The following is a 22848-nucleotide window of genomic DNA, read 5'->3' as shown; positions in this document are numbered from 1 at the left end:
CATTCATGAAGCCTTACAGCGATACGGGTGCGGTCCGCCTGGGCGCGGGCGGCGGGTTCTGGGGCGATGCACTGGACCCCGCGGTGGAAGTGCTGGAAAAAGGGCAGGTCGACTATCTCTGCTTCGATTTCCTGGCCGAACTGACGATGGCGCTGCTTCAACGCCAGCGGCAGAAGAACCCCGCACTGGGGTATATCCCCGACGCGGTGGCCGCGATGAAGGCGCTCATGCCCGGCGCACGCGAGCGCGGCACGCGCCTCGTGTCCAATGGCGGCGGCGTCAATCCCAAGAGCGGCGCGCAGCGCATCGTGGAAGAGGCGCGCGTGCTCGGCCTGAAGGGCACGCGCGTGGCGCTGGTCGAAGGCGACGACCTGCTTGCACGGCTGGACGAACTGATGGCCGCCGGCATCCCGCTCGTGAACATGGAAACCGGCGACAGCGATTTTGCACGGGTGCGCGATCGCGTGGTGGCCGCCAATGTCTACACCGATGCCAGCGGCATCGTGGAAAGCCTGTCCGCCGGCGCCGATGTGGTGCTGACCGGACGGGTGTCCGACAATGCCCTCTATGTAGGGCCCATCATGCACCACTTCGGCTGGCGGCACGATGCGGCGCATGCGGACCGTATCGCCGCCGCCATTACGCTGGGGCATATTGCGGAATGCGCATCGGCCTGCACCGGGGGCATGTCCTCGCGCTTTGCCGAGATGCCGCATATGGGCCGCGTGGGTTTCCCCATTGTCGATTTCCACGCGGACGGCACCGCCGATTTGTCCAAAGTGGCGGGCTCGGGCGGACGCCTGGACGCGCACACGGTCAAAGAGCACCTGGTCTACGAGATCGCCGATCCACGCCGCTACATCATGCCCGACGGCATTGCCGATTTCACTACCCTGGCGCTGACCGAGACAGGTCCCGATCGCGTGCGCGTATCGGGCGTGCGCGGCTTGCCGCAACCCGACACCTTGAAGCTGGTGATCGGCTACCAGGACGGCTGGATCGGCGAAAGCATGGCGTTCTTCCCATGGCCGCACGCCTACCAGCGCGCGCTGAAGGCGCAGCAGACCATGCTGGAACGCTTCGAACGCATGGGCCTGGCGGCCGACCAGATCCATTTCGATTTCGTCGGGCTGAACGTGCTGCACGGCCCGGCGGCCCCGCTACCCGATGACGAGCGGCTGGCCGAATGCAACGAGATCGGCCTGCGCTGCGCCGTCCGTACCCGCAGCGCGGAAGAGGCCGAAAAGGTGCGCCGTGCCGGCTCTCACCTCTGGATCATGGGCCCGGGCGGCACCTCGTTCGGCACTCCCATGAAACCCCGGCCGGTGGTATCGCTATGGCCCACCCTGATTCCGCGGGACCTGGTACGACAAACCATAGAGATTATGGAGGCATGAAGATGGCCAGGCTGCTCAGCGATATCTGCCATGTGCGTTCCGGCGACAAGGGTAATACCTGCACCGCTGGGCTGATCGCCAAGGCGCCGTCGGACTACCGCGCGCTGCTGGCGAGCGTTACGCCCGAGAAGGTCCGGGCGCTGTACGGGGACTGGGTACAGGGACAGGTATGTTGCTATCCCATGGACAACATCCACGCGCTGGTCGTCGTGATGCATGCGGCGCTGGACGGCGGCGCAACCAGCACGCTGCGACTGGACCAGACAGGGAAGTCGCTCGGGCACGCGCTCTTGCGGCTGCCTGTGGCGGATGATTGATACACGCCTGCCGCCAACTCCAGGGCGCCGTGCCTATCGAATGGCCGGCCGGCGCAGCAGTACACGGCGTACGCATTCGATGGTCCAGATCCAGAGAGCCGTACCCACGAGCTCTGAAATGACGCCGGCCGTGCCAATGTCCCAGGGACGCGGCGCGACTCCCAACAACGGAAGCACGATGCAATGGGCCCCCACCGAGGCGATAAGCCATCCGAATGGCACCCCCCACCAGGCGCCTGCCTTGGGGCACCGTTCGACCAACCAGACATAGACCACGGCGATGACCATGGAGAACAGGATATGGAACCCGTTGCCGCCCCAATTCACCGCAGTCTGGTTAAAGACATAGTTCATCGTTGCCCCGTCAAAACCCATCATGTCGAGCAGGCCAATCGGCGGGGGCACTGCGGTGGGCGGCCGGGGAGGAAGAATGGTTTCAACTCCGGACTTGACCATGGCAGAAATGAAGCCGGCTACGATGCCCACGCTGACCAGGGTGCCCAGCGCGCTCTTGTGGGGGTGAAACGTGTCAGATGCCTGCACGATAAATTCCTTTGAGAAAGAATCCGGCTACTGGCCAATAGTAGCCGTATCGCCCGCATCCGCCCCGTACGAATTTTTCTTCAGGCAACGCCAACAACCGGCTGGGCGTGGTCAGACTCTTTGAATCACGGTCGCGGTGGACATGCCGTGGCCCGCGCAGAACACGATAAGCCCTATCTCTCCATTCGTTGCCTGCAGGCCGGCAAGGGCTTTGGCGATCAGCCCCGCACCGGTTGCGCCCAGCGGGTGGCCGTGGGCAATCGCACCTCCCCACAGGTTGAAATCGTCCTGGCTGGTATTGAATTCACGCGACCAGGCCAGCGGTACGCTGGCGAAAGCCTCGTTGATTTCGATCCAGTCGATATCTTTCATTGTTAACCTCGCGCGGCGCAAGGCTTCCCGAGTGGATGCGTAAACGCCATCCAGTTGCATTTTCGGGTCTGAACCGATGGCGACTCTTGCCAGGAAACGCGCCTTGGGCTGCAATCCATCCGATCGTGCACGCTCGGCATTGCCTATCAATACAGCCGCCGCGCCATCTGTCATCTGGCTGGAATTGGCTGCAGTGATCACGCCTTTCTCGGGATCGAAAAGCGGGCTCAGCGCCGCGATCCGTTCAGGGTCCAGCTTATGGCGAATGCCCTCGTCGTGCATGACCTGGGACCCCGCTCCTTCTCCCGCTGGCAACAAGACAGGTACGATTTCCGTGTTCTTGCCGGCCGCCATGGCTACACTGGCGCGTTGGTGGCTTTGCATGGCGTACGCGTCCAGTTCCGACCTGTTGATATTCCAGTGCCGGGCCAAGAACTCTGCGCTAATGCCTTGATGGGGCATTTCATACTGCTCGAGCAGGTCGGGATTCAGGTTGCTCCAGTCTACGAACGCAGGCCCCAGCGTGACATCGATAAACATGGGGACGCGGCTCATATGCTCTACCCCTGCGCCAATGGCGTAACTCGCATCCCCCGCGGCAATGGATTGGGCCGCGAAATGCACGGCGGTCTGGCCCGAGCTGCACATGCGATTCAAGGTGACGCCAGGCGTACGAATCGGCAATCCGGCCAGCAATGAGGCCTGGCGTGCGACATTCCCGCCTTGTTCTGCCGCCTGGCTGACACAGCCCACGATGACATCGTCGACCGCCTCGGTAGTGACGCCGCTTCTGGCAACAAGTGCCGCCAATACTTGCGCCAGCAAGGCGTCCGGCCGAAGGCCGGCAAATACTCCGCCGCGCTTTCCAAACGGGCTTCGCACTGCATCGATAATGACGGGGGTGTTCATTTCCATGGCTCCACGTATCCAGGCAGGGGGCGTCAGGCCGGCTACTTTTGCAGGTTGAGTTCGCGCACCAGATCGCCCCATTTCTTGTCCTCTGCTGCGATGAATGCCGTGAATTCGGCCGTATCCATGGGCGAAACTTCAGATCCCGAACCCACGATCTTCTGCCGGGTTTCCGGCATGGACAGCACGGTGGCGGTGGCCTCAGCCAATGCCTTGATGATGGACGACGGGGTTCCCGCCGGTGCCAGCAGGCCGTACCACACCGTGGCTTCGTAATCGGGCTTTCCCAACAGCTCTGCAAGGGTGGGCACATTCGGCAGTACGCTGGACCGTTCCCGGGTTCCAACGGCCAGCGCATTGAGCCGTCCCTTTTGAACCTGCTGGGCCGCGGCCGGAAGAACGGGAAAATAGAACGATACCTCGCCGCTGATGACGTCGGTCAGCGCTTGGGAACCGGTGCGATAAGGCACGTCTCGAATCTGTATGCCCTTGAGTTTCGCCAGCATGGCTGCTTCAAGGTGGCTGGGCGAGCCTTTGCCTGACGTCGCATAGTTCAAAGCATCGGGGTGCTGCTCGGCTTCTTTCAATAGCCCTTCCCAGGTCGAGAACGGCGCCTTGGTACCGGACACCAGCAGCATCGGCAAGGTCGCAACCCGCATTATCGGAGCGAAATCCTTTGTTGCGTCGTATTTGGGTTTCACGTCCATATGGGGGCTGACCGTCAGGGTCGTCGGGGCAAACAGCAAGGTATAGCCATCCGGCGCGGCAGACGCTGCGGCCACGGTTCCAAGCTCGCCTCCGGCGCCAGGCATGTTGTCGATGACGATCGATTGCTTGAGTTTCACGGCAAGCTGGTCGCCCAGGATTCGAGCGACCGTATCGGCTCCACTACCGGCCCCATACGCCACGATGATTTTCACCGGGCGGTCCGGGTATGCGGCCGCTGCAGAGTGTGTTCCGGCCAGGATGGTCAGTCCTATCAAGGCACTATTCGCCAACCCTTTTGCGTATTTCATGGTTGTCTCCTTTTCTCCAGCGTCTGCATCAGCAGTGGTGTCGTGTTGTCCGCTAAGTTGCTCTAGGTTCGTTGCGTCGTTCAAGCTCCTGCACAGGTGATGACTCCCTTGTCATGCAGTCTCTGCATGGTCTGCTGCGATACGCCCCAGCCGGTGCAAAGCACCTGCTCTGTGTGCTCTCCCAATTGCGGCGCTGCATGGGGCTCGTGCAGCGGGTCTGCCGTTTTCAGAGGGTTGGCGATATTCGGCATTCCATCGCCCGAAGCTGCCGGCAGTGTGTGGATCAGCTTGTTATGAACAACTTGTGGGTCGTTGATCAGGTCCGGATAGCTGTTCACGGGTGCGCACAGGATATCCATGGCCCTGAGCCTTTCTATCCACTGCGCCGACGTCTTCGCTTTGAAGACCGGCGCCAGAATCGCATTCAATGCGTCGCGATGTTTCTGCCGCGCCTGCGACGAGACGTAATCAGGATCGTGTTTCAGTTCTGGCAAGCCCAACCCATCGCAGAACGTCTGCCATTGGTGGTCGAATACGGTGAAGGTGATACTGCCGTCCTGGGTGGCGATGGCTCCCGACGGGGCAATCAAAGGATGGTCGTTTCCCATTCTTTCCGGGGCAACGCCGGTCTTCAGGAACTCCATCAAAGGTGGCGCTTGAAAGGCGACCAGAGAATCGAGCAGGGATGTCTGCACATGCTGTCCGGCACCGCTGCTGGCCCTGGCCATCAGGGCCAGCAACACACCGGAAAAGGCATTCATGCCTGCCAACATGTCGGAAATGACGTTGCCCAGTCGCAATGGAACGCCACCACGCTCGCCGTTTATGCTCATCAGGCCGGCATAGGCCTGCATGATCGAGTCTCCGGCGGGCAGATGAGCGTTGGGGCCGGAAGCCCCGAACCCTGTCACCGAGCAGTACACGAGCTTGGGGTTGTGCTTGCGCAGGGTCGCGTAATCCAGCCCGAACTTGCGCATCACGCCCGGCCTGAAACTTTCGACGATCACATCCGCCTTCAGTGCCGCGGCGCGTACCAGGCCTTGAATTTCATCGTCCCGCAGATCCAGGCATACGCCGCGCTTGTTGCGGTTGACACTGAGAAAAACCCCTGCCCCCGTCCCCATGGTGCGCGACCAGTCGCCCCGGGGGGGTTCGATCTTGATGACATCCGCCCCATGATCGGCGAGAAACTGTCCGCAATAAGGCCCCGCTACCCCTTGCCCAAAATCCAGCACTCGAATTGCGGTCAGGACAGGCATGGTCAGAGATTTCCCTTGCGCATCATGAATGCACCGTGAAAAACGCACGGCACGGCGCCTTCCTGATTGACCACCTCGATCTTCACGTTGATGACGCCGCGATCCGCGGTAGAGGTGTCTTTCAGCCCTTCTACCGTGATGCGGGTATGCAAGGTATCGCCTGCCTTGACCGGAGCCGAGAACTTGAAACGATCCAGGCCCAGGGCAGCCAGCGTGTACTTGCCCAGAATGTCTTCCAGCATGCCCGCTGCGATGGAAGCGGTCATCAGCCCAGGGGCGACGCGCGTCTTGAATAGGCTGTGCTTTTGGGAAAACTCTTCATCGATGAACATCGGCAATTTCAGGCCGGCAAAGCATGTGTAATTGACGATGTCTGCCTCGGTGATCGTGCGCCCGTAGCTTTCAAACACTTCACCGACTGAATATTCGTCATAGGTTTTCTGGGCCATTGCTCCACTCCGTTGTCGTGACTGTTATACGAATATACGTACTAGATATGTATATAAGTACAAAGAGTAGGTGCACAACCCTCGGCTGTCAATAAGCCCTGGCGCGCTTGATGGCGTGTGGAAAAGGGAAAACCCGGGTTCGGGAACGGCTTTGCCCGCCAGGCGGCGGGCAACCAGAGGGCAGGAACTTCAGATGATGGAGCTGAGCATCTTCCGCGGCACATTGCCGGTCAGGCGCTTGATGGCTGTCGCCTCGTGCTTCAGGGCTTCAATATGGCTGGCACTCGCAGCAACCATGCGTTCCGTGGGGCCTGCCAGGCCAAGCCCGAAGAGCAGCGAGCCGTCTTTACCGGTCACCGCGACGGCAATGCCGCTCGAGCCGACGACGCGCTCGTCTATGGATTGGGAAATGCCGGTTTCCCGGATCATCTGCAGTTGGCGCAGCAGGTCGGCTTTATTCAATATCGTGCGGGGCGTGTAGGCATGCAAGGTCTTGCTTTTGAGGTAGAGCTTTTGCTTGCCAGGCTCCATATGGGCAAGCAGCAATTTCCCCATGGCCGTGCTGTATAGCTCTTCCCGCTTGCCGACGGGCGCCGTGTAGCGGACGGGATGCGTGCTTTCTTCTTTGGCGAAATAGATAAGGGTCTGGTCATCGCGCGCCACTTGGCCCGCAAGCGCCGTTTCGCCGGTGGCTTCCATCAGTCGGCGCAGCGATGGCGCAACCAGCGCTGGCAACTGCATATTCGCCACGATTTGCGTGGCAAGCACGAACATCTCTTGGCCGATATGGTAGGTGCCTTCCTCTCGATCTAGATGCCCTCTATCCACCAGGCCGTTCAACAGGCCGACCAGACTGGTTTTCGGGGCGCCCAGCTCTTGAGCGATAGCCGTTAGCGTCATCCCCTTGTCGCGCGTAGCCAAGGCGTGAAAGATATCGAGAATACGGTGTACTGATTGTGGGCCTGAGGTTGGCATTTTCTATTGCTGGCACATCAAGCAGGAAAACGGGCCGATTGTACTGTGTAGGGGGAACACAAAAAGCGGAGCCAAATCCATGGCTCCGCTTCGTTTGTGGACACCGCTATGAAACGTGCGCGTCAAAACGGTTAGAACGGAATATCGTCGTCCATATCCGCCAGATTGGCTGCGCCACCTGCGGCCGGCGCGGCCGCAGCCGGTGCCGGGCGCTGCGCCGGCGGACGCTGGGCCGGGGCGCGCTGCTGGCGCGGCGCGTCGTCGTAGCTGCCGCCGCCACCGCCGCCGTAGCTGCCTTCACCGCCGCCTTCGCGGCCACCCAGCATCTGCATCTGGTCAGCCACGATTTCGGTGCTGTAGCGGTCGGCGCCGGTGTCCTTGTCTTGCCACTTGCGCGTCTTCAGGCGGCCTTCGATGTAGATCGAACGGCCCTTTTTCAGGTATTCGCCCGCGATCTCGGCCAGGCGGTTGTACATGACGACCCGGTGCCATTCGGTTTCTTCGCGGCGTTCGCCGCTGGCCTTGTCCTTCCATTGCGAGGTAGTGGCGATGGAAACGTTGCAGATCGCCGCACCATCGGGGCTATAGCGCACTTCGGGGTCGCGCCCCAGGTTGCCGACGAGTATGACTTTATTGACCGATGCCATGGCGATTTTCCTCTGGTGGCGGGCCCGCCCGTCCGCGCAAAGACGGCCGCGCAGGCAAGCACCCTAAAAACGATGATTCAAGACCGGTTTGAACAAACACGCCGGTCAGCGTGGGCATGGACCGGCGGGCGGTAAAAACCGAGTGGATTGGGGTCTATTATCCGCGAAAATCGCCTGCCGCCCAAGCCGGCAGCGCGACAGAAACAGCTCGTCGCACGCGCGATGGCAGGCCGGCTCATGGCCGGGCCAGCTCGTCGCGCAACCGTTGCTCGATGTTGCGGGCTTCGGCCTGCATCAGGGCCAGCACCTCTTCGCGCCGGGGCGGTTGCATCCGGCTGCGTATGGCGGCGATCGAGAGTGCGCCACAGACCTGGCTACCCGGTTCCCGGATGACGACGGCCAATCCCGCCATTTCCGGCAGCATCAGCCCGTCATTGAGGGCGTATCCCTGATGCCGGGTTTGCAGTACCTGCTGCCACAGGGCGTCCGGGCAATAGTTGGGATTGGCCTCCAGGTCGCCCCGGTTGCGCGCGATGCTCGCCTTGCATTCCTCGTCGTCCAGGGCCGCCAGCAGCGCCAGGCTGCCCGCCCCCAGGCCCAACGGGCGGAAATCGCCCACCTTCAGCGTCAGGGTGCGGATGGGAAAGTCGCCAATGCGGCGCGCGACGCAAATACTGTGGTCGCCGTTGCGCGTCGAGAGATGCACCGTGTCGCTGGTTTCCTGCGCCAGCCTTTCCAGGCTGGGCAGCGCGATGCGCAGGATGTCGAAGCGAGCGCCCGCCGCCAGCCCCATCTGGTAGAAGCGGAAAGAAGGCGAGAACAGCCGGGCCTTGACGTCATAATCGATCACGCCGGCATTGCGCAGGCCGGTAAGCAACCGGTGGGCGGTGGGCCGTTTCAGGCCGGCATGCTGGGCGGCCTCGCCCAGGGCGATGCCCGCGCGCGCATGCTTGACCACGATGTCCAGCAAGACCAGGGCGCGATCCAGGCTCTGGGTGACCGACCCCCCGCCACGTGCATCGGCGCCGTCGGCAAACGCGGCAGCCAGGTTGTCTTGCGTGGGCGTGGTGTGGGTTGGCATGGGTTTCCTTTTCCGAAGAGCTTGCATCTCATTAGATGATATATCCGATCTCATTTCATGGGTATTTTCCCTGAAATTGGCATCTATTCCGTTTCTTTGTCTCGATAACAGAGATAGCATGCGGGTCGAGTGGCAAAGTGACGGCTTTGCGCCACCAGAAATCAGATACAGGATCCGCACCATGCATAGCAGCCAGACAACTTCTGACCATCCGCCCACCCTTTCCATGTCGGGAGGCGAAGCCATTGTGCGCATCATCCAGGCATTCAATGGCGGCCCGATGTTCGGCATGGGCGGATTCCAGTTGCTGCCGCTGTACGATGCGGCGCGCCGCCTGGGTATGCAGCATCACCTCATCCACGACGAACGAAACGCCGTGTTCCTTGCCGACGCCTACGCCAAGGCCACAGGCCGCGTCGGCCTGGCCGACGCCACTGTCGGGCCCGGCGCGACCAATATGGTGACGGCGCTGACCGAAGCCTTGAACGCCGGCAGCCCGGTGGTCTGCGTCGTGGGCGATACCCATCGCGACCATGCCTGGAAAAACATGACGCAGGAAAGCCGCCAGGTTGAAATCCTGCGACCGGCTTGCAAGGAAATCATCCGAGTGGAAATGGTGTCGCGCATCCCCGAGTTGATGCGCCGCGCATTCGCGGTCGCCACCACCGGCCGTCCCGGCCCCGTCGTGGTGGATGTCCCCGAAGACATCATGCACGATACGTACGAATACCTGGCGTCCGAATTCGTCGTCGATGCCCGGTATGAGGCCGCCCCGGCATTGCGCACGCGCCCCGCTGCGGAAGAACTCGCGCAGGCAGCGGCATTGCTGGCGCAGGCCCGGCGCCCGCTCGTGCTGGCAGGCGGTGGCGTGCACCTGTCGGGCGCCGCCGAGGCGCTGACCGCATTATCGAACGCGCTGAACCTGCCCGTGGCGCACACCCTGACCGGCAAGGGCGCCATTGCGTGCGACACCCCCCTTAACGCGGGGCTGTTCGGCCGCTACGACCGTATCGCCAACAAGCTGATCGAAGAAGCCGACGTGCTGCTGGTGGTCGGCTGCAAGCTGGGGGAAATCGCCACCAAGCGCTACACCGTGCCGGGCCCCGGCAAGCGCATCATCCATCTGGATATCGTGGCCGAGGAATTCGGCAGGACCCTGGCGCCGGAAATCCTGTTGTGGGGCGATGCCAGGCTGGGCATCCAGGACCTGCACGACGCCCTGCGCGGGCAGGCCGAGACCATCCACGCGCGGCAGCAGGCCTATGCCGATGATGTGTCGGTGCGCATGCATGCCTGGCGCGAATCAGTGGCCGACAGGCTGTTGTCCGGAGAAAAACCGATCAACGTGGCCCGCCTGCTGACGGAAATCCAGAAAGTGCTGCCCGCCGACGGCTACCTGGTGGCCGATGGCGGCTTTGCGGCCCACTGGGGCGGCCTGCTGTTCGACACCAAGGCGGCCGGCCGTCATTTCATTCCGGACCGCGGCTTTGCGTCCATCGGCTACGGCCTGCCGGGAGCCATGGGCGTGGCGCTTGGCCAGCCGGGCAAGCCGGTGCTCAGCCTGACCGGCGACAGCGGCTTCTGCATGGTGCTGGGCGACCTGGAAACGGCCAGGCGCCTGGCGCTGGACATCGTCATCGTGGTGGTCAACAACGCCGCGTCAGGCTACGTGAAGGCATTGCAGCACCTGATGTATGGGGCAGACAGCTACCTGTCGTCGGACCTGGAAGAAGTGGACTTCGCCCGCGTCGCCCAGGCGATGGGCTGCACCGGTATCCGCGTCGAAGATCCCGAACAGCTCGAGTCCTCGCTGCGCCAGGCGCTGGCAACCCGTGGGCCGGTGGTGGTGGATGTGGTGGTGACGCGCGATCCGTCCCGCATGCTGCCCGGCGTGGACAATCGCGCCGCCGTGATCCGCAAGGGGGATCGAATTGCGTAGTGCGGCAGTGAGCGGCGCGGCGCCAGCCGCCTGCGGCGACCGTGTGGCGTGCATCGGCCTGGGCATGATGGGCGGGCCGATGGCTGCCCGCATGGCGGCCAACGGCTATGCCGTGCATGGCGTGGACCTGCGGCCCGACGCCCTGGACCGACTCGTTGCAAGCGGCGGGCACGCGGCCGGCACGCCGGCACAGGCAGCGCGCGGCGCCCGTTTCGCGGTCATCGTCGTGCATAACGCCGAGCAGGCGGACGCGGTCCTGTCGGGGCCCGAGGGCTTGCTGGCCACCCTGCAGCCCGGCGCGGCGGTCTGGCTGGCGTGCACTGTCGGGCCGGATTATGCGCGTGCGCTGGCCCGGACCCTGGACCAGCGCGGCATATTGATGCTGGACGGCCCGGTCAGCGGCGGGGTCGCCGGCGCCCGCACCGGCACGCTGTCGGTGCTTGCCGGTGGCAGCAACGAGGCAGCGGCCGCGCTCGGCCCGCTGATGAGCACGTGCGCGATGCGCGTGCACCACGTCGGCGAGGCGGGCACCGGTTCCGCCGTGAAGATGATCAACCAGGTGCTGGTCGCCTCGCATATCGCGCTTGCCGCCGAAGCGCTGGCGCTGGGACAGCGCACAGGCGTGGACCTGCAACAACTGGTCCGGGCAGTGCGGGATAGCTCCGGCAATTCCGTCATGTTCGACAAGCGTGCATTGCGCATGGTGAACGGGGATCACGAGCCCCAGGCAACGGTAGGAATATTTCTCAAGGATCTCGACATCGCCTTGCACGAAGCCGGGGCAGTCGCGCAGGCAATGCCCATGGCCCGGGCCGCTCGCCACGTATTCGCGTCGGCGCAGGCACAGGGGCTGGCAGCGGCCAGCGATACGCGATTGTTCGATATTTATCGGCAGTTGAAGGCCGTGCAGCCTTCCGAAGGAGCATCGTCATGACGGACTTCAAGCAACGCTTGCGCAGCGGCCAGACCGTGGGCCTGGTCAATGCGGACCACGCGTGCGCCGGCTTGGCGGCTTTCGTCTGCCGGCTCGGCATCGACGCCATCATGCTCGACGCCGAGCAAGGCAACCCCAGTTTCGAAGACATCGAGGACATGGCCCGCGCGGCGCGCCTGCATGGCGTCAGCGCCCTGGTGCGCATCCCCTCGGTCGAGCCATGGACCATCGAGCGCTACCTGATGCGCGACATCGACGGCCTGGTCATTCCCCGATTGAACAGCGCGCAGCAGGTGAAAACCGCGCTGGCCGACATCCGCTATGTGGTGCCGCGCGAGATCGAGGCCAAGACCATCATCGTGCAGATCGAATCCGCCCAGGCAGTGGCCGAACTCGACGAGTTCCTGGCCCTGCCCGAAGTGGACTGCTTCTTCATCGGCGCGGTCGACCTGGCGAAAAGCATGGGGTTTGCCGGCGACTACCGCCAGCCGGCGGTCATGGACACCATGACGCAGGTGCTGCAGCGTATTCGCGCGCAGGGACGCGCCGCCGGGTTCCTGGTCAAGGACCACGACCTGCAGTACTGGCAGGCGCGCGGCGCCACCATGCTCTATACCCACGTCAATGACTTCATCCAGATGGGCCTGCGGCAATGGAATACGTTGGCGGGCCTGCCTGCGGAACTTCGCGCCCGTCCGCCAGGGAACCGTGCGCGGTAATAAATCCAGGCCTGTCCGATCAGGCCGTTGCATTCCGTTCTATCGAGAAAGAGGAGAGTCCGAGTGAATCGCTATGCCATTGCCACCCTGAAAGTCGCCTGCGCGGCGATCCTGGGCCTGGGCGCCTGCCAGGCCGGCGCGCAGACGCCGAAGCCCCAGAAACTGACCTACGCCACATTCTACGGATCCAACGACTTCTACGAGACGTCGGCGAAGTACTTCATGGACGAGGTAACTAAGCGCACCAACGGCCGCATCACGTTCGAGCCCTATTACGGCGGCAGCCTGCTGAAGACGGCCGAGATGAGTTCCGGCCTGGCTTCGGGCGCCGCCGATATCGCCTCGGCCGTTCCCGCCGCATTCAACCCGCGCGAGTTCCCGCTGACCGGCGTGGTGCTGCCTTTCATCTCGGAGAACCCGCCCGCCGTCACGCAGGCATTCTCCGACCTGTACCAGCGTACGCCGGCACTGCAGCAAGAGTACCTGGACAACAACCAGCGGCTGCTGTGGGCATTGGGCTCGGGCGAGAACACGCTATGGACCAACAAGCCCATCCACACCGCCGAAGATCTCAAGGGCGCGCGCGTGCGCGCCATCACCGGCGTGGCCGACGCCATCCGCGCGCTCGGCGGCACGCCCATCAGTATTCCCTGGGTCGAGGCGCTGGAGCTGGTGCAGCGTGGCGGGGCCGAAGGCGTCAGCGGCACGCCGTTCAACCAGGCGATCATCACCAAGGTTTATGACATGGCGCCCCATGCCTCGAATGCGGGCCGCATGGGGGTCTACACGCTGGTGACCTGGGCCATCAACCAGGACACGTGGAAGTCGCTGGACCCCGAGGCGCAGAAGGTGATCACGGAAGTGGCCGCCGAAACGCCCAAGGTGTACTTCGACGGATATCGCAAAGAAGTGGCCCGGGCGGTCGAGTTGGCGCGCGCGACGCCGCGCATGGACTACGTGCGCATGGACGAGGAAGAAGCCGCGCGCTGGAAGGCGACGGCGCAACCGGCCGTGAACCAGAAATGGATGGACACCGTGCGAGGCCGGGTCGATGACCCGCAGAAGTTCCTGGACGATTTCATCGCCCTGACGCGCGAGCACGAGGCCCAAACCCCCTATACGACCGGCTTCGATCAGTTGGCCGCCGGCAAGTAACGTTCCACATCGCGGGCGGCGGCAGCCGCCTGCTTCTTTCCTGTTTTCAGGCATGCCATGTATATCCGATTGAATCATTGCATCCGCCGCTTCTGCGTCAGGCTGGGAATGCTCTCCGGCATTGCGACCGTGCTGCTGATGCTGTCCGTGGTGCCAGATATCCTGGCGCGCAGCCTGTTCGGCGAGGCCGTCTACGGCATGGCTGAAGCGGGCATCATGCTGTTGGTCCTGATCGTCTTCCTGGCCATGCCCGTGGCGCAGGTCAAGCGCGAGCATTTCCAGGTCACGGTGCTCGATGCCTTGCTGCCGGCGCCCGCCATACGCTGGGTGCAGGCAATCCGCTACCTGGCCTGCACGCTCATCAGCGGCGGCTTCGCCTGGTACGCCATCCGTGGGGCGATTGCTTCCACGCAGCGCCTCGAGCAGTCGTATGCCGTCGTGGCCTTCCCGGTGTGGCCGGCGAAGATCCTGGCGGCGCTGGGGCTGGCGCTGTTGGCCGTCGTGTTCCTGCTGGACACGCTGGATGCGTGCCGCGGCGACGGCGATGCCGCCGCGCCTGTCAACCCTGTGGCCGGAGAAAAAGAATGAGCCCGACCGAGATCGGATATTTGATGATAGGCGGCGTCATCGTGCTGCTGCTGGCGGGAATCCCGGTAGCGCTCACTTTGATGGCCGTCGGCGCGGCGGGGCTGTTTGCCATCCGCGGCGTACGAGGCACGGCGTTCCTGATGGAAAGCCTGCCATACACCAGCGTGGCGAACCTGGCGCTGATTGTCATACCCCTGTTCCTGTTGATGGGCCACCTGGCGTTTTCAGCCGGCCTGTCGGAAAAGGCCTATCGCAGCGCGAAGAGCTGGGTGGGGCATATCGCCGGCGGCCTGCCGATCGCCACAGTGTTCGCCTGCGCCGGGTTTTCCACGGTTTGCGGCTCCAGCGTGGCAACGGCGGCAACCATCTCGAAGGTGACCGTGCCGGAAATGCTGCGCATGGGCTACCCACAGCGCCTGGCGGCCGGGCCGGTGGCGATTGCCGGTGCGCTGGGCATCCTGATTCCGCCCAGCGGCATCCTGATCATCTATTCCATCGCCACCAACGTGTCGATCGCCGACCTGTTCATCGGCGCCCTGATCCCCGGTTTCCTGACCGCGCTGGTCTATGCCCTGGGCCTTTACTTCATGGTGCGCAGGGACCCGGACCTGGTGCGGCGCACGCGCTTGCCCAAAGCATCCTGGAAAGAACGCGCCAACGCGACCCTGGCTGCCTGGGAAGTCGTGGTGCTGTTCATTGTGGTGATCGGCTCCATTTATTCCGGGCTGGCAACCGCCACTGAAGCGGCTGGTATCGGCGCCTGCCTGGCGCTGGCCTTCGCCCTGTTCCGCAAGGACAGGGAAAAGGGCGCCATCTGGCGCGGCCTGCTGGAGACGGGTTCGAGCTCGGCATCCATCTTCATGTTGATGATAGGCTCGGCGGTGTTCAGCGTGGCCCTGGGCACGACGCAATTGCCCGCCTTGCTGGCAAGCACTGTCGCAGGGCTGAACCTGTCGCCGGTCACGCTGTTGCTGCTGCTGATCGTGCCGTACATCCTGCTGGGTTGCTTCATCGACGGTATCTCGATGATCTTCATCACGATGCCGGTAGTATTTCCCATCATCGAGCAAGCCGGCATCAACCCCGTGCTATTCGGCATCATCGTGACCAAGCTCATCGAAATCGGTGCCGTCACACCGCCCGTGGGAATCAATGCCTTCGTTGTCCAGGGTTCCGTGCCGGGACTGAAACTGGGCGAAATCTACCGCGGGGTGGTGCCGTTCATCTTCATGGAACTGCTATTGATCGTCTTGATGATTTTCTTCCCCTCCATCGTCACGGTGGTCTTGCGTTAAGCGGCCCCGTGCCTTTGGGAGAACAACAATGAAGCCACACGATACCGCCAGCCAGCCGCCCTGGAACCAGCCGCTGGGCGACCTTGCACGCGCGTTGCGGGCGCGCACGCTGAGCTCGGAAGCGCTGACCGCCGCCTATCTCGAGCGCATCGCCGCGCGCGGGAATGAATTCCACGCCTACGCCGAAGTATTCGCCAGCCAGGCGCTGGCAGCGGCACGGGCCAGCGACCTGCGCCTGGCCTCGGGCCTGCCGGTGGGCATACTCGAGGGTGTGCCGATCGCGGTCAAAGACCTGGCGGCTGTCGAGGGCTATCGGACCATGGCAGGTTCCAGCGTGTACCGTCAGCGCCAGCCGGCCACGCAGACCGCAACGGTCGTGCAGCGGCTGCTGGCGGCCGGCGCGGTCTTGCTGGGCAAGACCCATCTGGTGGAGTTCGCCTTCGGCGGCTGGGGCACCAACCAGGCTCTGGGCACCCCGCGCAATCCCTGGGACCTGGCGACGCATCGTTCACCCGGCGGTTCCAGCAGCGGATCGGCGGTCGCGGTAGCGGCGGGGCTGGCGGCCGGTGCGATCGGCACCGATACCGGGGGCTCGGTCCGGATCCCGTCCGCCTTCTGCGGGCTGACCGGGCTCAAGACGACCCAGGGCCGCATCAGCAATCATGGCTTCGACCTGGTCAGCCACACGCTGGATACGGTGGGGCCAATGGCATGGACAGCCGAGGACGCCGCCCTGCTGCTGCAGGCAATCCATGGTCCGGACGCCCACGATCCGGCCACCTGGCAGGCGCCGCCCGAGGACTTCATCGGCCAATTGGCCAGGCCCGTGCAGGGGCTGCGCTACACCGTGATCGGCCAAGATGCGCTGGGCGATGTGCAGCCGGCCATCCAGGAAGGGGTACGGCAGGCAGCCGAGATCCTGTCCGGCCTGGGCTGCCTGAAACACGACGCGGCATGCCAGAGGGTCGATTTCGCGGCAGACCAGCAGGAAACCGGCGGCATCATTGCCGCAGAAGCGTACGCCGGGCATGGCGAGCATATTCTCGCCGCGCTAGATACGGGCGATGCGGCCTCGCGGGCACGCGTGCTGCGAGGCCGCGACTGGGACGCGCCGCGCTATGCGGCGGCGCTGGAACAGCGCAGTCAGCGCAAGCGCGAATTCCGCGAGCTCTTCGAGGCCACCGATGTGCTGGTGCTGCCCACCTTGCCAGTCCAGGCCCAGCCGGTGGCAACGCTCGATGAAAATGATCTTGCGCCCAGCAGGTTGACCCGCTTCGTCGGCTACTACGGGCTTTGCGCAATTGCCTTGCCCTGCGGGCTGACCCCGGACGGCCTGCCGATGTCCGTGCAACTGGTGGCTGCGCCCTGGCGCGAAGGCATTCTGCTGCGGCTGGGAACGGCATTCCAGCGAGCGACTGCGTTTCATCGCTTGCGCCCGGCCCTGTAGGCCGGTGCCGGGCCGGCCGCATGCAACGGCCCATTGGCCCCTACGACAGCGGCTTCAACGCCCAGGTCACCGCCAGCCAGACCACGGCCAGGCCGGCCGCCCCCAGGAACACCGCGTTGGCACCGGCATAGGCGGCCAGCCAGCCGCCCAGCGCGCCCCCGCAGAACAGGCCGGCGGCCTGGGCGGTGTTGTAGAAGCCCAGGGCCAACCCCTTGTACTGGGCCGGCGCCACGCGCGACACCAGCGAGGGCTGCAGGGCTTCCAGGATATTGAACACCACGAAAAAGGCCGTCATGGCGATGGCCAGGGTGGTGAAACCGTGGCTGGCAGCCGGCAGCAGCGCACACACCACGGCCAGGCCGGCCACCGAGGCGCGCAGGGCGCCGCGATGGGCGCGATGCCGCTCGGCCACGAAGATCACCGGCACCATCAGCACGAACGACACAACGATGATCGGCAGGTAGACCTTCCACAGGTCTTTCGCAGCCAGGTCGCCCGCGTGCGCCAGCAGGGCCGGCACCACCACGAACAGCGCCACCTGCGTGCAGTGCAGGACGAACACGCCGAAATTCAGGCGCAGCAGGTCGGCGTGCGCCAACACCTGCCGGGGCCTTACATTCATGCTGCGCGCGTCGCTACGGGGCACCACGGGTACCACCCAGCGGGCCACCGCCAGGCTGGCCACGCCCAGGCAGGCAATGGTCCAGAACAGGCCCGACAACCCCCACCAGCCCACCAATACGGGCGCCAGCACCAGCGACACGGCGAACGACAGCCCGATCGAGGCCCCCACCATGGCCATGGCACGGGTGCGCACGGCGTCGCGGGTGGCGTCGGCCAGCCAGGCCGTCACGGCCGCCGAAATCGCGCCCGCCCCCTGGATGGCGCGACCAATGGTGATCCAGAAGACGTCTTGCGCCAGGGCGCACACCACGCTGCCAACAATGAACAGCAGCAGGCCGGCGATCACTACGGGGCGGCGCCCCCAGCGGTCGGACGCCAGGCCGAAGGGGATCTGCATGAAAGCCTGGGTCAACCCGTACATGCCCAGGGCCAGGCCGACCCGCACCGGGTCGTTGCCCCCGGGCAGCCCGCTTGCTGCCACGGCAAACACCGGCAACAGCAGGAACAGGCCCAGCATCCGGCAGGCAAACAGGCCGGCCAGCGCGACGCTGGCACGCCGTTCGGACGGAGTCAATTTCAGTTTTGTATCAGCCGGCATGCAGAAGAGGTCAGGTCAGAGGCCTTATACGGGAAAGGACTCGGCGCGCTATAGTACCAAGTTGGCCTTTGAAATCGCTTAAAGGCCTGTTCACACTGAAGCCCGATGGACGCGATACGCATTCGGGGTGCGCGCACCCACAATCTCAAGAACGTCTCGCTCGACCTGCCCCGCCACAAGCTGGTGGTGGTAACGGGCCTGTCCGGCTCGGGCAAATCGTCGCTGGCGTTCGACACCCTGTACGCCGAGGGGCAGCGCCGCTACGTGGAAAGCTTGTCGGCCTACGCCCGGCAGTTCCTGCAGTTGATGGACAAACCCGATGTAGACCTGATCGAGGGCCTGTCGCCGGCGATTTCCATCGAGCAGAAGGCCGCCGGGCATAACCCGCGGTCTACCGTGGGTACCATCACCGAAATCCATGATTACCTGCGGCTGCTGTACGCCCGGGTGGGTACCCCTTATTGCCCCGACCATGGCCTGCCCCTGCAGGCACAAAGCGTCAGCCAGATGGTCGATGCCGTGCTGGCCTGGCCGGCCGACACCCGGCTGGCGGTGCTGGCGCCCATCGCACGCGCCCGCAAGGGCAGTTTCGAAGACGAATGCGCCAGCCTGCAGGCCCAGGGCTACGTGCGGCTGCGGGTCGACGGCCAGATGCTGGAAATCAGCGAAATGGCCCCGCTGAAAAAAAGCGAGAAACACGACATCGACGTCGTGGTCGACCGCCTGCGCATCAAGCCCGAAAGCAAGCAGCGCCTGGCCGAAAGCTTCGAAACCGCCATGCAGCTGGCCGATGGCCGCACCGTGGCGCTAGAGATGGACAGCGGCCGCGAACAGGTGTTTTCCAGCCGCTACGCCTGCCCCGTGTGTAGCCACAGCCTGCCCGAACTCGAGCCCAGGCTGTTCAGCTTCAACAACCCCATGGGCGCCTGCCCCACGTGCGACGGCATCGGGCAAGTCGGATTCTTCGACCCGAAGCGCGTGGTGGCCTTCCCCGAGCTCAGCCTGGCCGCCGGCGCCATCCGCGGCTGGGACCGCCGCAACGCCTTCACGCATTCGCTGCTGACCAGCCTGGCGGCGCACTATGAATTCGACATCGAAACGCCGTTCGAAGACCTGCCCGAAGAGGTGCGCAACACAGTGCTGTACGGGTCGGGCGACGAAGAAATCGCATTCCTGTACTTGAACGAAAAAGGCCGCAGTACGGTAAAGCGGCACACCTTCGAGGGCGTCATCCCCAACCTGGAACGCCGCTGGCGCGAAACCGACTCGGCCACCGTGCGCGAAGAGCTGGGCAAGTACCGCAACATCAAGACCTGCCCCGATTGCGGCGGCTCGCGGCTGCGGGCCGAAGCCCGCCATGTGCTTATCGGCGACGACGCACGCGAAGGCGAACGGCGCGGCCAGGCCATCTACGAAGTCGAGGCCATGCCGCTGTCGGACTGCCTGGCGTGGTTCCGCGCGCTGACACTGACCGGCTCCAAGCAGGAAATCGCCCAGCGCATCGTGCGCGAAATCGAAGCGCGCCTGACCTTCCTGAACAATGTCGGCCTGAATTACCTGTCGCTGGACCGCAGCGCCGACACCATCTCGGGCGGCGAGGCGCAGCGCATCCGGCTGGCCAGCCAGATCGGCTCGGGCCTGACCGGGGTGATGTACGTACTGGACGAGCCTTCCATCGGCCTGCACCAGCGCGACAACGACCGCCTGATCGGCACGCTGCAACACCTGCGCGATCTCGGCAACAGCGTCATCGTGGTCGAACACGACGAAGACATGATCCGGCTGGCCGACTGGGTCGTCGACATGGGCCCGGGCGCGGGCGAGCACGGCGGCCAGGTCGTGGCGCAGGGCACGCCCGAAACCGTGCAGGACGACCCCGCCTCGCTGACCGGGCAGTACCTGAGCGGCCGGCGCGCCATCGCGGTGCCCAAGCGGCGCGCGGTAACCGACGAGCAGCCGTGGCTGTTGCTGGAAGGCGCCAGCGGCAACAACCTGAAAACCGTGGACCTGCGCATCCCGGCCGGGCGCCTGGTGTGCGTGACCGGCGTGTCCGGCTCGGGCAAATCCACGCTGGTCAACGACACGCTGGCCGTGGCGGTATCTCGCCAGCTGCACCATGCCCAGAGCGAACCCGCCCCGTATGCGTCGATCAGCGGGCTGGAACACTTCGACAAGATCATCAGCGTCGACCAAAGCCCCATCGGCCGCACGCCGCGCAGCAATCCGGCCACCTATACCGGCCTGTTCACGCCCATACGCGAGCTGTTCGCCGGGGTACCCGAATCGCGCACGCGCGGCTACGACCCGGGACGCTTCAGCTTCAACGTCAAGGGCGGGCGCTGCGAAGCTTGCCAGGGCGACGGCGTGGTCAAGGTCGAAATGCACTTCCTGCCCGACATGTACGTGCCGTGCGACGTATGCCACGGCAAGCGCTACAACCGTGAAACCCTGGAAATCCGCTACCGGGGCCGCAATATCAGCGAAGTGCTCGACCTTACCGTCGAACAGGCGCTGGAGTACTTCGAATCGGTGCCCGCCATCGCGCGCAAGCTGCATACCCTGATCGATGTCGGCCTGTCGTACATCCGCCTGGGGCAAAGCGCCACCACGCTGTCCGGTGGCGAGGCGCAGCGGGTGAAGCTGTCGCAGGAACTATCGCGACGCAGCACGGGGCGCACGCTGTACATCCTGGACGAGCCCACCACCGGGCTGCACTTCCGCGACATCGAAATGCTGCTGCAGGTACTGAACCAACTGGTCGACAGCGGCAACACGGTGCTGGTCATCGAGCACAACCTCGACGTCATCAAGACCGCCGACTGGCTGGTCGACATGGGGCCGGAAGGCGGCGATGGCGGCGGGTACGTGGTGGCCACCGGGACTCCCGAAGAGGTGGCCGCCAATCCGCAAAGCCATACCGGGCATTACCTGGGGCGGGTGTTGCGGCGCAACAATTAGCGGTAGACTGGAACCGCCGCCGGAACCGGGGCCACCCCGTGTTCCCGCCCCGGCCGCCTTTCCACCCCCTGACGCCGCCCGCTACCGCCATGTACACCCTCATCATCGGCAACAAGAACTACTCGTCCTGGTCCCTGCGCCCCTGGCTGGCCCTGCGCGCCTGCGGCATCGCATTCCAGGAACAGAAGCTGGCCCTGTTCACCCCCGAGTTCGCCCAGCGCCTGGGAACCCTGACGCCGGCAGGCCTGGTACCGGTGCTGCTGGACGGCGAATTCGCCATCTGGGATTCGCTGGCCATCTGCGAGTACGCCGCCGAACGCCATCCCCAGGCCGGCCTGTGGCCGGCCGACCCGCAGGCCCGCGCGCGGGCACGATCATTGGCCGCGCAAATGCACAGCGGCTTCGGCCAACTACGCCAGGCCATGCCCATGAACATCGAGGCGCACCTGCCGGGCATCGATATTTCAGCGGCGCAAGGCGATATATCGCGCGTACAGGCCATCTGGCACGATACGCGCGCCGAATTCGGCCAGGGCGGCCCGTTCCTGTTCGGCCAGTTCTCGATCGCGGACGCGTTCTACGCGCCGGTGGTGTCGCGCTTCACCACCTACGGGGTGGCGGCAGCCGGCACGGTGCGCGCATACATGGATGCCGTGCTGGCCCTGCCCGCCATGCAAGAATGGACACGCGACGCGCGCGCGGAAGGCACGTTCGTGCCAGATGACGAGCCGTATCGCACGCATCGCTAGCGCACTACAGGCGCAGGAACGCTTCTGCGTTGCGCAGCATCCAGGCTTCGCGCACGGCGTCGCTCAAGGGCAGCGCCTGCAGCTCGGCAACCGTGCGCTCGACCGGCATCATGGGAAACGCCGAGCCCCAGATCATCCTGTGCTTGAGCACGCTCTTGCCATACTGCAACAATGGCTCGTAGCCCGAGTTCGCCTTGCCCAGCAGCTTCGGCCGCACGGCCAGCACGCCGATCCAGACATTCGGGTGCCGCCACGCAACGCCGATCAGCTCCTGGATCCAGGGCCAGCCCGGCGGCGATGCACACACCCGCAACTCGGGGAACTGGCACATGACGCGGTCCAGGCCGCGCGGATGACCGTACTCCATAAGGCAGTGCGTGGAAAAATTGGCGCCGCAATGTATGTTCACCGGGATATCCAGCTCGATGCATTTCGCGTAAAGGGGATATAGCAGCGGATCGTCGATGGCCAGCTTGTGCTCGAAACCCTGCACGTTCAGGCCTTTCAGGCCCAGTTCGCGTACGGCGAACTCCAGTTCTCGCACGGCCGCCATGCCTTTATGCGGATCGACTCCGGCAAACCCCAGGTAGCGCGGCCCATGTTGCTGGCAGAATCGCGCAACATCCTCGTTGGCGATCTTCGCGCCAAAGGTCGATTCCAGGTCGCGCGCCTTGAGCACGACGGCGCGCGCATTCAGGCGCTCGTAGGTCGCCAGGTACTCCGCCAGCGTATCCTCGCCGCCGGACTGTTGCACCTGGGCCTCGCTGGCCTGGTAGACACGCCGGTAGTTGGATAAATGGGAAGCCTGCAGCGTCAGCTCGGGAACCGGCGGGCGGCTCGAGAAATCGATAAGCATCCTGGCCTCTGTTGTTCGGGT

At 64.4% G+C, this 22848-nt stretch carries 21 protein-coding genes; 11 read left to right on the top strand and 10 right to left on the bottom strand.

Annotation, left to right across the window (positions count from 1 at the left end; genetic code table 11):
• The first annotated feature begins 5 nt into the window (after positions 1-5).
• Positions 6-1397 (top strand): acyclic terpene utilization AtuA family protein, encoded by a 1392-nt coding sequence (locus tag KW845_RS20375; RefSeq protein ID WP_218371134.1) that lies wholly within the window; start codon positions 6-8, stop codon positions 1395-1397.
• Positions 1398-1399: 2 nt separating this feature from the next.
• On the top strand, positions 1400-1714 hold the full coding sequence (locus KW845_RS20370) for a hypothetical protein (RefSeq protein ID WP_218371133.1): 315 nt from the start codon (positions 1400-1402) through the stop codon (positions 1712-1714).
• Between the two features lie 33 nt (positions 1715-1747).
• Here KW845_RS20370 and KW845_RS20365 read toward each other — a convergent pair whose 3' ends face one another.
• The 8 genes from KW845_RS20365 to KW845_RS20330 form a co-directional block, all read right to left on the bottom strand.
• A complete protein-coding gene (locus KW845_RS20365) occupies positions 1748-2257 on the bottom strand; it encodes a DUF1440 domain-containing protein (protein WP_218371132.1) in 510 nt (169 codons plus the stop codon).
• Between the two features lie 111 nt (positions 2258-2368).
• The gene (locus KW845_RS20360; RefSeq protein ID WP_218371131.1) at positions 2369-3538 is read right to left on the bottom strand and encodes a thiolase family protein; all 1170 of its coding nucleotides are present in this window, start codon (positions 3536-3538) and stop codon (positions 2369-2371) included.
• A 41-nt stretch (positions 3539-3579) separates the two neighbouring features.
• Positions 3580-4638, bottom strand: coding sequence for a tripartite tricarboxylate transporter substrate binding protein (locus KW845_RS20355; RefSeq protein ID WP_218371130.1), 1059 nt, complete (start codon positions 4636-4638; stop codon positions 3580-3582).
• The gene (locus KW845_RS20350; RefSeq protein ID WP_218371129.1) at positions 4635-5813 is read right to left on the bottom strand and encodes a CaiB/BaiF CoA-transferase family protein; all 1179 of its coding nucleotides are present in this window, start codon (positions 5811-5813) and stop codon (positions 4635-4637) included. The genes KW845_RS20355 and KW845_RS20350 overlap by 4 nt, the downstream gene beginning before the upstream one ends.
• A gap of 2 nt (positions 5814-5815) precedes the next feature.
• Positions 5816-6262, bottom strand: a complete 447-nt coding sequence (locus KW845_RS20345) for a MaoC/PaaZ C-terminal domain-containing protein (RefSeq protein WP_218371128.1) — start codon at positions 6260-6262, stop codon at positions 5816-5818.
• 189 nt (positions 6263-6451) lie between these two features.
• A complete protein-coding gene (locus KW845_RS20340; protein ID WP_218371127.1) occupies positions 6452-7237 on the bottom strand; it encodes an IclR family transcriptional regulator in 786 nt (261 codons plus the stop codon).
• 131 nt (positions 7238-7368) lie between these two features.
• Positions 7369-7884 carry a single-stranded DNA-binding protein gene (gene ssb, locus KW845_RS20335; RefSeq protein WP_218371126.1) on the bottom strand — a complete coding sequence of 172 codons (516 nt, stop codon included), beginning with the start codon at positions 7882-7884 and terminating at the stop codon, positions 7369-7371.
• A 235-nt stretch (positions 7885-8119) separates the two neighbouring features.
• Positions 8120-8965, bottom strand: a complete 846-nt coding sequence (locus KW845_RS20330) for an IclR family transcriptional regulator (RefSeq protein WP_218371125.1) — start codon at positions 8963-8965, stop codon at positions 8120-8122.
• 181 nt (positions 8966-9146) lie between these two features.
• On the opposite strand from KW845_RS20330, the gene KW845_RS20325 reads away from it, so the two are divergent.
• The 7 genes from KW845_RS20325 to KW845_RS20295 all read left to right on the top strand — a co-directional run bounded on the left by KW845_RS20325 (position 9147) and on the right by KW845_RS20295 (position 17042).
• Positions 9147-10904, top strand: coding sequence for a thiamine pyrophosphate-binding protein (locus KW845_RS20325; RefSeq protein ID WP_218371124.1), 1758 nt, complete (start codon positions 9147-9149; stop codon positions 10902-10904).
• Between the two features lie 43 nt (positions 10905-10947).
• Entirely contained in the window at positions 10948-11838 is an 891-nt protein-coding gene (locus KW845_RS20320) for an NAD(P)-dependent oxidoreductase (RefSeq protein ID WP_218371123.1), read from the top strand.
• Complete coding sequence (locus KW845_RS20315) at positions 11835-12557, top strand: HpcH/HpaI aldolase/citrate lyase family protein (RefSeq protein ID WP_218371122.1); 723 nt, start codon at positions 11835-11837, stop codon at positions 12555-12557. The genes KW845_RS20320 and KW845_RS20315 overlap by 4 nt, the downstream gene beginning before the upstream one ends.
• Before the next feature lie 63 nt (positions 12558-12620).
• A complete protein-coding gene (gene dctP / locus KW845_RS20310; RefSeq protein ID WP_218371121.1) occupies positions 12621-13712 on the top strand; it encodes a TRAP transporter substrate-binding protein DctP in 1092 nt (363 codons plus the stop codon).
• Between the two features lie 108 nt (positions 13713-13820).
• Positions 13821-14300 carry a TRAP transporter small permease gene (locus tag KW845_RS20305; protein ID WP_218371120.1) on the top strand — a complete coding sequence of 160 codons (480 nt, stop codon included), beginning with the start codon at positions 13821-13823 and terminating at the stop codon, positions 14298-14300.
• Positions 14297-15595 (top strand): TRAP transporter large permease, encoded by a 1299-nt coding sequence (locus KW845_RS20300; protein WP_218371119.1) that lies wholly within the window; start codon positions 14297-14299, stop codon positions 15593-15595. Before KW845_RS20305 ends, KW845_RS20300 begins: the two co-directional genes overlap by 4 nt.
• Positions 15596-15623: 28 nt before the next feature.
• Entirely contained in the window at positions 15624-17042 is a 1419-nt protein-coding gene (locus tag KW845_RS20295) for an amidase (RefSeq protein ID WP_218371118.1), read from the top strand.
• A 40-nt stretch (positions 17043-17082) separates the two neighbouring features.
• Here KW845_RS20295 and KW845_RS20290 read toward each other — a convergent pair whose 3' ends face one another.
• The gene (locus tag KW845_RS20290) at positions 17083-18264 is read right to left on the bottom strand and encodes an MFS transporter (protein WP_218371117.1); all 1182 of its coding nucleotides are present in this window, start codon (positions 18262-18264) and stop codon (positions 17083-17085) included.
• Between the two features lie 105 nt (positions 18265-18369).
• On the opposite strand from KW845_RS20290, the gene uvrA reads away from it, so the two are divergent.
• The gene (gene uvrA / locus KW845_RS20285; RefSeq protein WP_218371116.1) at positions 18370-21222 is read left to right on the top strand and encodes an excinuclease ABC subunit UvrA; all 2853 of its coding nucleotides are present in this window, start codon (positions 18370-18372) and stop codon (positions 21220-21222) included.
• An 89-nt stretch (positions 21223-21311) separates the two neighbouring features.
• Positions 21312-21971, top strand: coding sequence for a glutathione S-transferase family protein (locus KW845_RS20280; protein ID WP_218371115.1), 660 nt, complete (start codon positions 21312-21314; stop codon positions 21969-21971).
• Between the two features lie 4 nt (positions 21972-21975).
• Here the strand turns inward: KW845_RS20280 and KW845_RS20275 are convergent, their stop codons facing one another.
• Positions 21976-22827, bottom strand: a complete 852-nt coding sequence (locus KW845_RS20275) for an amidohydrolase family protein (protein WP_218371114.1) — start codon at positions 22825-22827, stop codon at positions 21976-21978.
• Positions 22828-22848: the final 21 nt, after the last annotated feature.

This window comes from Bordetella sp. BOR01 (assembly GCF_019218885.1).
Lineage (GTDB): Bacteria > Pseudomonadota > Gammaproteobacteria > Burkholderiales > Burkholderiaceae_B > Bordetella_A.
The sequence above is the reverse complement of the archived record's forward strand: the minus strand, read 5'-3'. Positions and strand labels throughout refer to the sequence as shown.

Coding starts and splice junctions, on each gene's coding strand:
- KW845_RS20375 (WP_218371134.1), top strand. CDS start 6: ATGAAGCCTTACAGCGATACGGGTGCGGTCCGCCTGGGCGCGGGCGGC.
- KW845_RS20370 (WP_218371133.1), top strand. CDS start 1,400: ATGGCCAGGCTGCTCAGCGATATCTGCCATGTGCGTTCCGGCGACAAG.
- KW845_RS20360 (WP_218371131.1), bottom strand. CDS start 3,538: ATGAACACCCCCGTCATTATCGATGCAGTGCGAAGCCCGTTTGGAAAG.
- KW845_RS20350 (WP_218371129.1), bottom strand. CDS start 5,813: ATGCCTGTCCTGACCGCAATTCGAGTGCTGGATTTTGGGCAAGGGGTA.
- KW845_RS20345 (WP_218371128.1), bottom strand. CDS start 6,262: ATGGCCCAGAAAACCTATGACGAATATTCAGTCGGTGAAGTGTTTGAA.
- KW845_RS20340 (WP_218371127.1), bottom strand. CDS start 7,237: ATGCCAACCTCAGGCCCACAATCAGTACACCGTATTCTCGATATCTTT.
- ssb (WP_218371126.1), bottom strand. CDS start 7,884: ATGGCATCGGTCAATAAAGTCATACTCGTCGGCAACCTGGGGCGCGAC.
- KW845_RS20330 (WP_218371125.1), bottom strand. CDS start 8,965: ATGCCAACCCACACCACGCCCACGCAAGACAACCTGGCTGCCGCGTTT.
- KW845_RS20325 (WP_218371124.1), top strand. CDS start 9,147: ATGCATAGCAGCCAGACAACTTCTGACCATCCGCCCACCCTTTCCATG.
- KW845_RS20315 (WP_218371122.1), top strand. CDS start 11,835: ATGACGGACTTCAAGCAACGCTTGCGCAGCGGCCAGACCGTGGGCCTG.
- KW845_RS20305 (WP_218371120.1), top strand. CDS start 13,821: ATGCTCTCCGGCATTGCGACCGTGCTGCTGATGCTGTCCGTGGTGCCA.
- KW845_RS20300 (WP_218371119.1), top strand. CDS start 14,297: ATGAGCCCGACCGAGATCGGATATTTGATGATAGGCGGCGTCATCGTG.
- KW845_RS20295 (WP_218371118.1), top strand. CDS start 15,624: ATGAAGCCACACGATACCGCCAGCCAGCCGCCCTGGAACCAGCCGCTG.
- KW845_RS20290 (WP_218371117.1), bottom strand. CDS start 18,264: ATGCCGGCTGATACAAAACTGAAATTGACTCCGTCCGAACGGCGTGCC.
- uvrA (WP_218371116.1), top strand. CDS start 18,370: ATGGACGCGATACGCATTCGGGGTGCGCGCACCCACAATCTCAAGAAC.
- KW845_RS20280 (WP_218371115.1), top strand. CDS start 21,312: ATGTACACCCTCATCATCGGCAACAAGAACTACTCGTCCTGGTCCCTG.
- KW845_RS20275 (WP_218371114.1), bottom strand. CDS start 22,827: ATGCTTATCGATTTCTCGAGCCGCCCGCCGGTTCCCGAGCTGACGCTG.